Annotated in this window: 9 protein-coding genes; 1 reads left to right on the top strand and 8 read right to left on the bottom strand. The window is 75.0% G+C overall.

Translation table 11 applies throughout. The annotated features are described in order from the left end of the window. Window positions 1–12: 12 nt before the first annotated feature. The 6 genes from ACZ7BZ_RS21005 to ACZ7BZ_RS20980 form a co-directional block, all read right to left on the bottom strand. On the bottom strand, window positions 13–1,290 hold the full coding sequence (locus ACZ7BZ_RS21005; RefSeq protein ID WP_470359576.1) for a hypothetical protein: 1,278 nt from the start codon (window positions 1,288–1,290) through the stop codon (window positions 13–15). Then, on the bottom strand, window positions 1,283–2,356 hold the full coding sequence (locus tag ACZ7BZ_RS21000; protein WP_470359575.1) for a HesA/MoeB/ThiF family protein: 1,074 nt from the start codon (window positions 2,354–2,356) through the stop codon (window positions 1,283–1,285). The genes ACZ7BZ_RS21005 and ACZ7BZ_RS21000 overlap by 8 nt, the downstream gene beginning before the upstream one ends. Before the next feature lie 461 nt (window positions 2,357–2,817). Beyond that, on the bottom strand, window positions 2,818–4,395 hold the full coding sequence (locus ACZ7BZ_RS20995) for an AAA family ATPase (protein ID WP_470359749.1): 1,578 nt from the start codon (window positions 4,393–4,395) through the stop codon (window positions 2,818–2,820). Between the two features lie 42 nt (window positions 4,396–4,437). Continuing rightward, window positions 4,438–5,337: an AfsR/SARP family transcriptional regulator gene (locus ACZ7BZ_RS20990; protein WP_470359574.1), complete on the bottom strand. Its 900-nt coding sequence runs from the start codon at window positions 5,335–5,337 to the stop codon at window positions 4,438–4,440. 423 nt (window positions 5,338–5,760) lie between these two features. Then, window positions 5,761–6,678 carry an alkaline phosphatase family protein gene (locus ACZ7BZ_RS20985; RefSeq protein WP_470359573.1) on the bottom strand — a complete coding sequence of 306 codons (918 nt, stop codon included), beginning with the start codon at window positions 6,676–6,678 and terminating at the stop codon, window positions 5,761–5,763. An 83-nt stretch (window positions 6,679–6,761) separates the two neighbouring features. Next, a complete protein-coding gene (locus ACZ7BZ_RS20980) occupies window positions 6,762–7,754 on the bottom strand; it encodes a phospholipase D-like domain-containing protein (protein WP_470359572.1) in 993 nt (330 codons plus the stop codon). Window positions 7,755–8,060: 306 nt separating this feature from the next. Here ACZ7BZ_RS20980 and ACZ7BZ_RS20975 point away from each other — a divergent pair, with 306 nt between their 5' ends. Next, a complete protein-coding gene (locus ACZ7BZ_RS20975) occupies window positions 8,061–9,401 on the top strand; it encodes a serine hydrolase domain-containing protein (protein WP_470359571.1) in 1,341 nt (446 codons plus the stop codon). Window positions 9,402–9,477: 76 nt separating this feature from the next. On the opposite strand, the gene ACZ7BZ_RS20970 is transcribed toward ACZ7BZ_RS20975, so the two are convergent. Both ACZ7BZ_RS20970 and ACZ7BZ_RS20965 read right to left on the bottom strand, forming a co-directional pair. Beyond that, window positions 9,478–11,844, bottom strand: a complete 2,367-nt coding sequence (locus ACZ7BZ_RS20970) for an ATP-binding protein (protein ID WP_470359570.1) — start codon at window positions 11,842–11,844, stop codon at window positions 9,478–9,480. Between the two features lie 328 nt (window positions 11,845–12,172). Next, window positions 12,173–14,830, bottom strand: a complete 2,658-nt coding sequence (locus ACZ7BZ_RS20965) for an AfsR/SARP family transcriptional regulator (protein ID WP_470359569.1) — start codon at window positions 14,828–14,830, stop codon at window positions 12,173–12,175. Window positions 14,831–14,936 lie beyond the last annotated feature (106 nt).

The following is a 14,936-nucleotide window of genomic DNA, read 5'->3' as shown; positions in this document are numbered from 1 at the left end:
GTCGAGTGCCGGTCAGGGCCCGGCTGTCCGTCCCGGGGTCTGCGCCGCACTCCCCGAGCGCCGCAGCAGCGACCGCAGCGCGGGGCGGACCTTCGGTCCGTGCCGGCGCCACCAGGCGCGTACCCACAGGCCCTGGGTGGTGACCAGCGCGATGACCGTGGCGACGGCGTCGGCGAGGGAGAGCGGGTCGGCCTGGCCACCCAGGGTGTGCAGGGCCCGGGTCAGCAGCACCAGGGTGACCTTCGCGAACACCAGGTAGGCGAGGACCAGCGAGCCGACGGTGCCCAGCACCATCAGGACTGCGTAGCCGCGGACGATCCGCCGCTCCCGTGGCCGCAGGGCGGTCAGCGGGTCGGGGTGGGCCCGGCCCAGGCAGCGGGCCACGAGGTGGCGGCAGTGGGCCGCCGCGTCCTGGTAGAGGTTGCGGCAGGAGAGGAGGTCCTGGAGCAGGAAGTAGACGTCGGTGCGCATGAAGACCATCAACTCGACGGCCACGGCCAGCAGTTTGCTGAGCGCGAGCAGGGACAGCAGCCGGTTCGGACCGGTGCCGGCCTCGATCAGCACGCAGCCGCCGGCGGTGGCGAGGTCCAGCACCATGCCGGAGAGGTAGACGGTGCAGCGGACCCGCCGGGTGCACTGCCAGATCCCGGAGACGTCGGTCTGCATCACCAGGAACTGCAGCCGGGTGCCGAGCCGGATCCGCCCCGGGACGCCGGCCGCCCGAGCGGTCAGCAGGTGCGAAAGCTCGTGGACGAAGAGCATCGCCCAGGTGAGAGCGGCCTGCCCGGCGAGTACGAGGGTGCCCCGGTCGCTCCAGACCAGGTCGTGCCAGCTCGGCAGCAGTCGGGGCCGGACGGCCAGCACCACGGCGGCGGACGCCGCGATCGCGAGCAGCAGGACGGGGACGACCGGGCTGAGCAGCCACCGGACGTGCTCGGTGCGGATCCACGGCAAGGTGGGCCGCACCGGCGGGGCGGAGTCCACCTCGCGGCCGTCCACCGAGCGGACGAAGCCCAGCGCGGTCAGCGACGTGACGAAGGGCGCGACGGCCAGCCGGCGGCCGGTCCCGCGTTGGATGTGGGCCGCTGTCTCGGCCACCGACAGACCGGACTGGAGCAGCCGGATGGCCCGGACTCCCGCGGGCGGCAGCGCCACGAAGTCGCCGGTGTCGGCCCGGCCGACGATCCACTCCCCGGCGTCCTCGCGCATGCCGAGCGGGTGGAAGACCACCCTGGTGTCGTCGCGGACTCCGTCGTCACGAAGCCCCTCGTCACGGAGTCCGTCAGCCATGGCAGTTGGGGCAGTCGGGCCGGCGCTCGTGGCGGATCAGCGGCTGGTCGTCGGGGGCGATCAGGTTGATCGCCCGCAGGTAGCCCGGGGCGAGCCGGGAGACCCCGGAGAGCAGCGCGATCACCTCGTAGGCCACGAGGTTGCCGGAGATGCCGGCGGAGGCCGAGAGCACGCCCTTGCCGCCGAGTCTGGGCGGCGGTCCGTCCGGCAGCCGGGCCTCCTCTCCGGCGGCGACGCACTGGAAGCAGGGGCCCTCCCGGGTAAAGGTGCCCACCGAGACGAACGGGCCGTTGTAGCCGCCGCCGACCCACGGCACCCCGGTCTGCGCGCAGACCTCCGAGGCCCAGCCGCGGAGGGTCTCGCTGTCGGGCTCGTCCGCGCACAACGCCAGGGCATCGTGGCCGGCGACCAGTTCGGCGAGCCCGGCCCGGCTCTCCACGGTCCGGGTGTCGTGGGTGATCTCGATCCCCGAGTTGACGGCCCGCAGCCGCTCGGCGGCGACCTCCGCCTTGGGGCGGCCGAGGTCGGCCTCGGTGTAGAGGACCTGACGGGTCAGGTTGGAGAGCTCGACCCGGTCCGGGTCGACGCAGTGCACCCGGCCGACCCCGGCGGCCGCCAGCGCCCAGGCGGCGTGGCTGCCGGTGCCGCCGACGCCGAGCACCACCACGCTGGCGCGTTTGAGCTTCAGTTGGGCGTCCCACTGGCTCTCCCGGGGCCGCAGGTCGATCCGGCGGAAGAAGGCCTGGTTCTTGGCGTAGCGCTCCTGTTCGGCGGGGTCCAGCCGGTCGGTGTCGGCGCCGGCCGCGTCCTCGACGTAGCCGGTGGCGATCAGTCCGCTGACGATCCGGGCGGCCGGGGCGAGGGCCAACCCGGGGTGCTCGGCGCGCAGTTCGTCGATGATGCGCTCCTCCGCACGGGTGCCGTCCATCAGGACGAGGGCCGTCCAGACCCACCCGTGCGGGTCGCGGATCTCGGCGCCCAGGCCGTAGAGCTCGCCGCCGATCCGCACCGAGCCGTCGTCGGTGCGGTAGGGCAGGTGGTCGAACTTGACCTTCGGAAGTCTCATCAGAGCGGCTCTTCCCGGGAGTTCGGTGTGCGGGCGGTGCCAGGTGCGGTGTGCCAGGTGGCAGTGCCAGGTGCGGTGGAAGCCGAGGCGGCCGGTGACGCCGAGGTGCCGGCGGGGGGCGCCCCCCGCCGGCACTCGGTGTCGGTCCGCGTCGGAGGATCAGCCCTCGACGGCCTTGGAGCCGATGGTCTCGATGCGGTCGAGCATGCGGACCTCGATGGCCTCGTCCTCGACCTGGACGTCGACGTTCTCGATGTTCTCGTTCTGCATGATCGTCTCCTTCGTGGGTGAGTCACGTGCCGGACCCGATCGGTCCGTCGTCCTGCCCCCCGGGTCTGGTCCGGTGGGGCTGTGGTCACCATCCTCAGCGGCCCCACTACTCGCCTGCTATCCATCCGCTACCCGTCCGCCCCACCCGTCGCGAGCTGCGCCTTTCCGCCGGCCCGACCGGGCGGATCGGGTCAGGCCGACTCGGCGAGCCGCTCCCGGACGGCCCGTTCGAGCTGCTCCGTGCCCTCGGCCACCGGGCGGCCGAGCGCCGTGAGGCACAGCCGGTGGGCGGTCCCGCCGTCCAGGTCGCCGAGGTACAGCCGGGTGGCGGCGGCTCGGCGCAGGTCGCCCAGGGCTAGGAACCCCCTGACGGCCCGCAGCAGGTACTCGCGGGCGCGCTCGTCGCGCCGGATCGCGAACGCGATGCCCAGGCTGCCGGCGAGCGCCGCGGCGGCCGGGCCGTGGCCCGCCAGCACCGCCGCGCGCTCGCCGAGCTGCTGGGTCTCCACCAGGGTGTCCATGCCGTGACTGCGGATCAGGTGGGTCTGCTGGACGGTGGCCAGTTGCCAGGTGGTGCGGTGGTCGCCGATCGAGGCGGCGAGCCGGGTGAGGGCGAGCAGGGTGCCGGCCTCCGCCTCGAACCAGTCCCGGGCCTCGGCCGCCCCCTCGAAGGGTTGCGGGCCCTGCCACCGGTGGCGCGGTTCGACGGGTACGTGGGGCGCGGCCGGGGCCAACACCCGCTGGGCGGCGTCGGCGACGGTGAGGTACCAGTCGAACATCCGGTCCCGGGCGGCGGCCGAGTCCGCCTCGTCCTCGGCGGCGAGCTGACGGCCGTACAGCCGGACCAGGTCGTGCATCCGGTAGCGGCCTCCCGTCCCGGCGGGCTCGATGAGGTGGAGCGACTCCAGGATCCGCAGCAGCGGCCGGGCGGGTGCCCCGGAGGCGGCGAGCGGGGCGTCGGCCGGGCCCAGCAGGGCGGCCGCGACGGCCTCCGTCACCGACTCGGCCGGGTGCAGGCCGAGCAGCCTGAGCAGCCGGGCGGCGTCCGGGTCGAGGCGGCGGTAGGTGTGCTCCAGCACCCGGGAGACGGTCAGTTCGCCGTCCGGCAGACTGAGGGCGGTGAGCCGCCCGTCCTCGGGGGTGAGTTCCGCGGCGAGGCCGGAGAGCGGCAGTTCGGGCCGTTCGGCGAGCCGGACGGCCGAGATCCGCAGGGCCAACGGCAGTCCGCCGCAGAGCCGGGCGAGTTCCCCGGCGGCGTCCGGCGACCCGGCGACCCGGTCCCGGCCGGCGATCCGGCCGAGCACCTCGACCGAGTCGGTCGGCGACAGGACGCCGAGCCGCAGCGGTACGGCGCCGGTGGTGGCGACCAGGCCGCCGAGTTTGCCCCGGCTGGTGACCACGGTGAAGCTCTGCGGCGAACCCGGCAGCAGGGGGCGCACGTGCGCGTAGTCGCGGGCGTCGTCCAGCACCACCAGCAGTCGGCGGCCGGCCACCGTCGAGCGGTAGAGGTCCTCCCGGAGGGCCTCGTCGTGGGGGATCATCGGACCGGGGACGCCGAGGGCGAGAAGCAGGCGTTCCAGGACCCTGGCCGGGGACTCGTGCTCCTCCCGGTCGTAGCCGTGCAGGTCGACGAAGAGCTGGCCGTCCGGGTAGTGGGCGGCGAGGTCCTGAGCCGCGCGCACCGCCAGGGAGGTCTTCCCGACGCCGGCCGGGCCGGTCAGCGCCACGATCCGGCTGGCGCCGGGGCCGGCTCCGGAAAGCTCGACCAGGCGGTCGATCTCCTCCCGGCGGCCGACGAATCCGGAGGTGACCTAGGGCAGTTGGGCCGGGGTGGGCAGCGCCGGAACCCGCTCCGGCAGCCCCGCGAAGGGCTCCGCCCCCGGTCCCTCGCCGGGCTCCGCGGCCGGTTCCGTCGCTGGCTCGGCGGGCCGGTCCACCGGCAGGTCCATCGGCGGGTCGACGGGCGGGCCCATGGGCAGGTCGTGCCGCAGGATCGCCCCCTCCAGCTCCAGCAGCCGCTCGCCGGGGTCGAGGCCGTACTCCTCGGCCAGCACCTCCCGGGTGACCCGGAGGACGGCGAGCGCGTCGGCCTGCCGTCCGCACCGGTACAGTGCGGCGGCGGCCCGTTCGGCGATGGACTCGCGGGCCGGGAACTCCCCTGCCAGCGCGGTCAGTTCCGGTACGAGCTCGCGGTGCCGGCCCCGGGCCAGCTCCAGGTCGGCCAGCAACTCGTGGGCGGCGAAGCGCTCTTCGTCCAACCGGGCCCGGGCCGAGGCGGCGAACGGCGCGTCGACGCCGCTCAGGGCCTCGCCCCGCCACAGCGCCAGCGCCCGCCGGAGTCGGTCGGCCGCCTCCTCCGCCCGGCCCTCCTCGGCGAGCCGCCGGGCGGCGGCCAGCGCCACGCCGAACCGCGCCGCGTCCAACTCCTCCTCCTCCACGGCCAGCCGGTAGCCGACCGGTTCGAGGGTGAGCGCCTGCGCGGCCGGTGGCGGCAGGGCCCGGCGGAGGGTGGAGACCACGGTGTGCACCTGGGCGCGGGCCGTGCGCGGCGGGGCCCCGCCCCAGAGGGCGTCCACCATCCGCTCGATGCCGACCGGGCGGTTGGCGTTGAGCAGGAGCAGGGCCAGCCCGGCGCGCTGCCGCGGGCGCGGCACCGTCACCGCCACGCCGTCGAACCGGACCTCGAAGGGCCCCAGGATCCCGTACCGCACCACGCGACTCCTCCCCGTGCCACGGCCCGCCCTCCGGCCGGTCGGGCCGTGGGTGTCGGACCGCGCTGTCCCCGGCCGGCCCGGCGGCCGGGCGGGGTGCTGATCTCTCGTGGGCGGGTCAACGTCCTCGGGGGCCGTGGCGTTCCGGATTCGGCGGTGGCCGAAACGTCGGCGGAAGCACTGCCCGGGGCGGCGGCGGAGGGGCGGGGAAGGCCCGGCCGACGGGGGCGTGCGGTGCGCCGAGCCGGTGCGGGTACGGGCCGTGGCCTGCGGCGCCCTGGCCGGCGGGCGCCGCCGGGGCCCCGGGCAGCAGGGACGCCGGGGATGCCGCCTTGGCGGGACGCCCCACGGCCCGGGCCCGGCTGCCGGAACCGGCGACCGCGGAACGGTCGCCGGTCCGGCCCGACGGCCGCCCCCGGAGGGTCAGTTCCAGATGCCGGTGACGTCCGTCACACCGGCCGCGTTGCCCGCGTGCCCGCTCGCCCCGGAGAGGTCCTCCAGGGTGCGCAGCACGTTGTAGTGGTTGTAGGTGGTGGCACTGCTGCTGCCCGGAGTGACGTGGGCGCCGTAGAGCAGGGTCGGGATCCGGTTCCCGGACAGGCTGTTGTCCTCGTCGAAGGTGACGACCAGCAGACTGTTGTGGCTCTGCGCCCAGGTGGCGTAGGCGCCGAGATTGTTCTTGATCCAGGTGTCGCCGGTGCTCACCGAGCAGTCGTGCATGTCGCTGCAGAGGTTCGGCACCACGAAGGACACGTTGGGCAGCGTGGTGTAGTCGGTCGGGAACTGGGCGAAGGTCTTGGCGGTGTTGACCGGCACGTTCCCGAAGCCGAACCAGGGGTTGTGCTTCTGGGCGTACTTGCCGCTGCTGCACGTCGTGCTGCCCTGGCTGGGCAGGGACTCGTTGTAGCTCGCCCAGGTCTTCCCGGCGGCGAGCACCTCGGAGGCCAGGTTCGGGGTCTGGAACCCGCCGACGGTCACGCAGCTGTCGTCGACCCGGCCCTGGGTGGAGCCGGAGAACAGCGCGTAGTAGTTCGGCTCGCTGGGGTGGGTGATCGCGTGGGACTGGGTGAGGTTGGCGCCGCCCGCCTTCAGGGTGTTGTTGAGGTACGGCGCGCTGCTGCTGCCGATCACCTGGCTGTAGGCGTGGTTCTCCAGCACCACGACCACGATGTGGTCCGGCGTGGGCAGCCCGGCTGCCTGGGCGGTGGTGGCGGTGGCCGCCCACAGCCCGGCGGAGGCCGCGACCAGCGCGACGGCCGAGCCGATCGCGGTGGCGGTGCGGCGGGAGCGGCGGGAGCCGTCGTTCGGGGACTCGTTCAGGGGCTTCGCGGACGAAGTCATGGCGTTTCCTCGGGTGGAGGGCGGCCCCGCTGCGGGGCCGCCCGGACGGGAGGTGACGGAACTACCCGGAGTGCCGACCCGCCCTAGTAGGCCGTGCCGTTGGCGAAGTCGGTGGCGAAGGTCGACTCGATCGTGTCGAGCACCCCGGAGTCGGAGACGATCAGGCCCAGCTCGCGGTTGTTGTTCAGCGAGTTGTCGGAGAAGTTCTCCGAGCCGGCGAACACCTTGGCCGTGGCGGTGCCGTAGTCGGCGACGATGGCCTTGGCGTGGATGTACAGGCCGGTGGTAGAGGAGTAGGTGACCACCTTGGCGCCCGCGCCGGTGACCTCGTCGAAGGAGGAGCTGTACGAGCTCGGGTTCATGCCGACGACGCGGACGGTGACGCCGCGGTTGGCGGCGGCCGTGACGGCGTCCACCAGGGCCGGGTCGCCGAACTCCAGCTCCTCGACGTCCAGGGAGGTCTGCGCGCCGTTGATCAGAGCCAGCAGGCGGTCCTGGGAGTCGGTGGGCGACCACACCAGGTTGTCGCCGTCGGAGGGGGTGATCGAGGTCTTGGCGTAGTCGGCGGCGAAGACCTGCTCGATCGCGGCGACGTCGTTGGCGTCGGTGTCGAGGACGCCGTAGTCGCGGCTGCTGGAGTAGTAGGTGGAGTCCAGGTTCCCGGTCAGGATCAGGGACTTGGCGCCGTCCACGGTGACGGTCTTCTGGTGGGTGTAGACGAACGCCGAGGAGGAGTACGTCACTCCGACGCCCCCGGCCGTCAGGGCGGAGTAGGCGGCGCCGTTGACCGAGCTGTGCTTGCCGTCCAGGACCACCCGGACCCGCACTCCGGCGTGCTGACGGGCGATCAGGGCGTTCACCGCCGTGGTGTCGCGCAGCTCGTACATGGTCACGTCGACGGACGTGGTGGCCGAGTTGATGAGGCTGTAGACCGCGCTGTGGTCCTGGTCCGGGAAGACGATCGTCGAGTACGTGCCGGTGACGGTGTCGGCGTGGGCGGTGCCGGAGGCGGATATCAGGCCGGCGCCGACGAGCAGCAGAGCGCCGGCACGGCGCGCGAACGTGGCCAGGGGCATGGGGACTCCGTGGTCGGTGAGGGGGAGGTCGGCGCGCGGGGGCACCGGAGGACGCGCAGCGCACGACGTGGACACGACGAACGGGCGCTCGAACAGGATGCGGGCGCGCCGGTCAACGCGGGTAGACGACGGGAGGTAAAACCTTGCCCCCGGCCCGGGAAACGAACGGTACGGGTGACGAACACCCCGAGAACGGATGAGGCGGGCAAGCGCGTTCACATTGCCACGGTCCGCACCTTCCGGTGATAGTGATCTTCGTACGACGCGATCCCGACAGCGCGTCAGCTCACGAGAGAGCCGAGGAACATGGCGAAGACCAGCCTTCTGCGTCCCCTCGCGGTGGCCGCCGCCGCTGCCGTCCTGGCCGCGACCGCAGCAACCCCCGCCCTGGCCGCCGACCGCAGCGACCCGGCCCTGCCCACCCCCGACACGGCCGGGGTTCTCAGTGCGCTCCAGGCCACCACCGGCGCGGGCGCCCCCGGCGCCTTCGCGGTGGTCCGCGACCACGGCGACCACGACCGGACCCGCTCCCTCAGCATCGGCAAGGCCGACCTGAACGGGACGCCGATGAACTCCGGGTGGAGGTTCCGGGTCGGCAGCAACAGCAAGATGTTCACCGCCGTTCTCGTGATGCAGCTGGCGGAGGAGGGCCGGATCGACCTCGACAAGCCGCTTCGCGACTACCTCCCGGCCGACACCCTCCCGGACGGCTGGACGATGACCGGCCGTCAGGTGATGGAGCACCGGGCCGGAATCTACGACCACACCAACGACCTGCTGGAGCAGCCCGGCGAGGAGACCACGGCCGCCTTCGAGGCCCGGATCCGCACCAAGGTGTACACCCCGGCCGAAATGGTCGCGATGTCCGTCAAGCACGGCCTGCAGTACACCCCCGGCAGCCGCTACTCCTACTCCAACACCGACTTCGTGCTGCTGGGCATGGCCGTCGAGCACCTCACCGGCCGGCCGTACGCCGACGTGCTGCGCGAGCGGATCATCGAACCGCTCGACCTGGAGCAGACCTCCTTCGTCGTCCCCGACCAGCGGATCTCGGGCGACCACATCACCGGCTACCTCACCAACGACGACCGCACCAAGCCGCTGCTGGACTCCACCGAGCAGACCGGCTCCTGGGTGTGGAGCGCCGGCGCCGTCATCTCCACCGCCGATGACCTCGACCGCTTCCTCACCGCGCTGATGGCCGGCGGCAACGGCGGCCTGGTCTCCGACGACTCGCTGCGGCAGATGGAGTCCGCCCTGCCCACCCCGACCGCCAAGATCTCCTACGGGCTGGGGCTCCGCCGCATCTCTCTCACCTGCGGGGACGTGTACGGGCACGGCGGCATCGTCCAGGGCTACCAGACCCAGTCCTTCACCACCCCGGACGGGCGGCGCTCGGTGGTGGTCTTCGCCAACGCCTCGAACAACGGCTCGGTCACCCAGGGCCTGATGAACGCGCTGGAGCCGGCCTTCTGCGGCAAGAAGCCGGCCGTCGCGCCGCGCTCCTTCACCCCGGCGGCGCGGGACGCCCAGGGTGTCCAGGGCAGCCAGGGTGTCCAGGACGGCGACAACGGCGAGGCCGGACAGGGCGGCCAGGCCGGACCGGTCGACCGGTGGCTGCCGGTGGTGGAGGACACCCGGATCTGACCGGTGCGGCTGGGGTCCGTCCGGCGGATCGCGCGCCCGGCGAGATCCGCCGGACCGACCCGAGGCCGGGCGCCCGCTACGGGGCGGCCCGACCGCGGCGGCCGTCCGCGCTGAGGTCGGTGAGCGCCTCGGTGAGGATCTCCCGGGCCTCGTCCGCCCGCCCCTGCTCGATCAGCGCGGTGCCGAGCTCGGTCAGGGTCTTGGTCATGCTGTCCGGGCGCCCGATCGCCTCGTAGTGCACCAGCGCCTGCCGGTAGGCCTTCTCGGCGGCCGGCCAGCGCTTCAACGCCGCCCGGTCCTGGCCGAGTTCGTGCGCCGTCATGGCCGCCAGCAGGTGCATCAGCGGGGAGGACCAGCGCTCCACCAGCTCCAGCGCTCCCGCCAGCGCGCGACGGCGGGAGTCCACCGCCTCCTCGGCCCGGCCGAGGAGGCGCAGGCACGTCGCCGCGCCGCGCAGGGTCACCAGCCGGCCGATCAGCGCGGCCCGGTTGTCGACCTCGTCGAAGGCCTCCGCCGCCCGCTGGTAGCTCTCGCTCGCCTCCCGGTATCGCTGGAGGTGTCGCAGCCCCGCGCCCAGGTAGGTGAGCGCCCAGCCCTGCTGCTCGTGGTCGCCCATGCTCCGGGCCAGTTCCAGGCCCTCACCGGCGAGTTCGATGCCGCGCTGGTAGCGGTGCAGACAGGTGACGTACGTCCAGGCCAGGTAGTTCACGTGCACCGCCTCGGCCCGCCGGTCCCCGCTCGCCCGGGCCGAGTCCACCGACAGCTGGAACACCTCGCCCCAGAGGTCCCAGCTCAGCAGGCGGTCGGAGAACCAGTGCATGGCCTCGGCGGTGTCGATCACCTCCCGGTGCCGGCCCTCCCGCTGCGCCCGGTACAGCGCCGCCAGCCACTCCGGGTGCTCGTCCTCCAGCCAGCGCGCCGCCTCGGTCAGCGGCACCGGCGGGCCGCCGACCGCTCCGGCACCCTCGGCCTCCGCGTGGTCCGGGTCGAACCGCAGGCCGTGGGCCGCCGCCTCGCGCAACAGCCAGCTCCCGGCCTCCGTGCGGGCCCCGGCCACCGCCTCGGCCGTCTCGTCGGCGGCCAGCCGCTCGCCCGCGTACAGCCGCACCAGGTCGTGTAGCCGGTAGCGCTCGGGGGTGGCCGGCTGCACCAGACCGGCGTCGACCAGCTGCTCCAGGACCAGCTCGGTACGGGTGGCCGACAGCCCCGCGTAGCGGGCCAGTACGGCCGCCGTGAAGTCCTGGCCGGCCGTCAACGCGCAACGCCGGAGCACCCGTTGGGACTCGGCCGGCAGCCTGCGGTAGGACAGCTCGAAGGCCGGGCGGACCGCCAGGTCCCCCGTCTCCAGCAGGTCCAGCCGGTTCTCCTCGGCGGCGAGCTGGCGCACCAACTGGGCCACCGGCTGCTGCGGACGGGCCACCAGCCGCTGCCCGGCGATCCGCAGCGCCAGCGGCAGGTAGCCGCACAGCCGGGCCAGCTCGGCGGCGGCGTCCGGGGCGGCCTCGACCCGCTCGGGCCCGGCGATCCGGGCCAGCAGGGCGGCGGCCTCCACCGGCGAGAGCACATCCAGCCGCAGCCGGTGCACCGCCTCCAGCCCGGGCAGGGCGTGCCGGCTGGTCACGATGGTCACGGCCGGCCCCGAGCCGGGCAGCAGCGGACGCACCTGACTCTCGTCGACGGCGTTGTCCAGCACCAGGACCAGCCGGCGCTCGCGCACCAGGGCGCGGAACAACCCGGCCCGCTCCTCCGTCCCGGTGGGCACCGCGCCGTCCGCCACCCCGAGGGCCCGCAGCACCTGACCGAGCGCCTCCCGGGCGGGCAGCGGGGTGGCGGACGTGCCGCCGAGGTCGAGCGAGAGCTGGCCGTCCGGGAAGTCCGGTGCCAGGGAGTGGGCGGCGTGCAGGGCGAAGGCGGTCTTGCCGAGACCGGGCTGACCGCTCACCAGCACCACCCGGGGGTGGACGGGGTGCCGGTCGGCGGTGAGCTCGGCGAGATCGGCGAGGGCGTGCTCGCGGGCGGTGAAGTCGGCGAGGTCGCGCGGCAGCGCGAGCGCACCGGGGGACGCGGGGGCTGCCGGTGACGCGGAGACTGCGGGGCGCTTCGGGCCTCCGGCGGTCTCCGGTACGGCTCCCGGCGCGGTCGGCGCCGGGGTGGCCGGGAGCACGGCCGTGCCCTGTGACGGCACCTGCCGTACGCCCCGGGGGCGGCCGGACTGCGCGGCCCGCTCGAGGGCGCAGGTCTGCGGGCCGTCCAGCCCCAGCGCGGCGGCCAGCGCCTGGACGGTGCGCCGCTGGGGGCCCCGGGTGCGGCCGCGTTCCATGTCCCCGAGGGCGCGCAGGCTGACTCCGGCCGTGGCGGCCAGGTCCTCCTGGGTCAGGCCCGCCGCCACCCGGTACCCCGCCAACAGGTGGCCGAACTCCCCGGTTCCACTCGCAACCGCCATCTCCCCGCCCCGCCCCTGGTTCGCACGCACGCCGCTCTGCCGCCGTTCTGCCGCAGTTCTGCCGGCCAACGCGCCGGGCAGATCGCCTCAGGCAGAAGTATGCCCCGGCGGAAGTGGTGCGCGTACCCGGCGCCCGCCTGCGGGGATGCCCGGGGCACCGGCGCCCGGCACCCGGTTCCGCCTACCAGAACCGCCGATAGTTCCGCCTGCACGCCCGGCGCAGAAGGCAGTTGTGCACCCGGGGCCGTGCTCGGCGCCCGGCCGGCAGGCACTCCCGGAGCGCGCACCTCGCCCGCCCGTTTCGGCCAGGGCAGCGTCCAGCGGACCCTCAGGCCCGCCCCAGCAGTTGCTCCCGCTGTCGGGCCTCCGCCCCCTCCACGCTGCGGCCGAGTTCGGTCAGCAGGTCGGCGAGCAGCCCGTGCGAGCGGGCCTCCACGGCGGCGTCGCCGACGGTGCGGCCGAGGGCCACGGCGAGCTGGGCCGAGGACAGTGCCGCGTCCCGGCGGCCGAGGGCGTGCAGGGCGCGGGCCCGGCCGTGGGTGGCGAGCACCGCCGCCACTCCACCCGGACGACCGCCGGCCGTGGCGAGGCGGACCGCCTCGTCGGCGTGGGCGAGCGCCCTTTCCGGGGCGCCGACCAGCACCAGGGCCTCGGCGAGCCCGGTCAGCGCGCGGACCAGCAGGTGTCCGGCCGTCGGGGTGCGGGCAGCGGTCACCAGGTCGGTCAGCAGCGGCAGCGCCCGGTCGTACTGCCCGGCCCGTACCAGGGCGGCCGCCACCCGGTCGCGGCAGTGGTGGCGCAGCAGGGTGTCCCCGGCCCGGTCGGCGGCCGCGACCGCCGCGTCCAGCTGCTCCAGGGCGGTGCGGTGGGCCGCCCGGCGGACGTGCAGGACGGCGAGGTCGGTGCCCAGCCGGGCGAGCGCGGCGTCGTCGCGGTCGGCGTGCGCGGCGCGCAGCCCGATCTCGGCGACGGCCCGCCAGTGCGTCCGGTCGCGGTCGGCGGCCTCGTCCGACCGTTCGTGCAACAGGCTGATCCGGTGGGCGAGCTGCCAGGCGGCGCCGGTGCGGCCGTACTGTTCGGCGCGGAGTACGACGGCGCGCAGGGCGCTCTCCTCCCTGCGGAACCAGGCCGGTGGCCGGGTGGCGCCGGCGTCGGCCGCGTCGTCGCTCCAGGGGTCGGTGAGTTGCAGGTAGTGGGCGATGAGCCGGTCCAGCGCGCCGAAGCGCTCGGTGCAGTCCAATGCGGCGGCCTGTCCGGCGGCGTAGCGGCGGACCAGCTCGCGGCGGGCGTAGCGGCCGGGGGTGGTCTCGGCCAGCAGGTGGACGGCGTCGAGCGCGGTGAGCTGGCTGCGGGCGGCGGCGGGCCGCAGGTCGGCGAGTGCAGCGGCGGTGGCGGTGTCGATCTCCGCGCCGGGGTGCAGCCCCAGCAGGGTGAACAGCCGGGCGGCGGCGGGCGGCAGGGCCCGGTAGGTGCGGTCCAGGGCGGCGGTGACGCCGATCGGGCCGCGTTCGGTGCCGAGGCCCGCCAGGGCGGCCAGGCCGGTCTGCTCGTCGGCGAGTTCGGCGGCGAGGTCGGCCGGTGACCAGTCCGGGCGGGAGGCCAGCCGGGCGGCGGCCAGTCGCAGGGCCAGCGGCAGGTGGTCGCAGTGTTCGGCGAGTTCGGCGAGTTCGGCGTCCGCCTCCGGGCCGGTGGTCTGACGGTCGGGGCCGAGGGCGCGGGCGAGCAGTGTACGGGCGTCCTCGGGGCCGAGCGGGCCGAGCGGGAGCGCGAGCGCGTCCTCGTGGACGAGCAGTTCGCGCAGCCGGTTGCGGCTGGTGACGACGACGACCGGGCCCAGGGCGGTGCTGCCGGGCTCGGGCGGCCCGGGCAGCAGCGGGGCGAGCCGGCGGTAGTCGGCGGCGTCGTCCAGCAGGATCAGGATCCGGCGGTCGGCGAGGAGTTCGCGGTAGCGGGCCGCGCGCTCGGCGGGATCGGCGGGGACGGCGCCGGGGTCGACGCCCAGGTCGGCGAGGAAGCCGGCCAGGACGTCGGCGGGCTCCCGCGGGCCGTCCGGGTGGGTGCCGCGCAGGTCTGCGTGGAGTACGCCCTCGGGGAAGCGCTGCGCCGCCCAGTGCTGAACCAGCCCGGACTTGCCCACCCCGGCCGGGCCGGTGACCAGGATCGGGCGGCCGGTCCGGGCCGCCACGCCCAGGGCCTCGTGCAGCCGGGCGAGTTCGGCGGCGCGGCCGACGAAGCGCCGGTCGGGCGCGGCGTGGCGCGCCAACTGCTCGCCGGCCAGCCGTAGTTCCGGCCCGGGCGGGCCGGACAGCCGGGCCACCGCGTGGTCGTAGCGGGCCCGCGCCTCCGGTCCGCGCCCGGCCTGCTCCAGGCACTGGACCAGCCGGGCGGCCAGCGGCTGCCGGCTGGGGTGGGCGTCGGCGGCCTCGGTCAGCTCGGCGACCAGTTCACCGCCGTGACCGGCCAGCACCAGTTCCTGCGCCAGCCGGTCCAGGGCGCGCAGCCGCAGGTCGGTCAGGTAGGGGAGGGTGCGCTCGCGCAGCAGGGCGGACCCGCAGTCGACCAGCGCCGGCCCGCGCCACAGGTCGAGGGCCGCGCGCAGCAGCGGGGCGGCCGGGGTGTCCGGCCCGGCTCCGGCGACGGTCCCCGGCAGCAGGAGCCCGGCCCGGTCGCAGAGCGCGCCGAACCGCACCAGGTCCACCCGGTCCGCGTCGCCCTCCAGGACGTACCCGCCGCCGCGGGTGCCCAGGATCAGCCGGGGATCGTCCAACTGCTGGCGCAGCGCGGCCACATGACCCTGCAGCGCGGCCCGCGCGGTCGGTGGCGCGGCGCCGTCCCAGACCAGCTCGATCAGCTCCTCGGCGCCCACCGGCTGGTTCAGCCGGGTGGCCAGCGCCCCCAGCAGGGCGCGCCGCTTCGGAGCCGAGGGGGTGATCTCGGTGCCGTCGGCCCGTCGGACCGCCATCGGTCCGAGCAGCTCGATCTCCATGCTTTCCTTCCCCCGTGCCACGGGTCTCGGGCCCGCCCCGGTACTCCCGGCTCGGGACTCCCGGCCGCTGGCCATCGCTCCCCGAGTGCCCGTGACGGTGCCTTCA

Source organism: Kitasatospora sp. NPDC036934 (assembly GCF_055608425.1).
The sequence above is the reverse complement of the archived record's forward strand: the minus strand, read 5'-3'. Positions and strand labels throughout refer to the sequence as shown.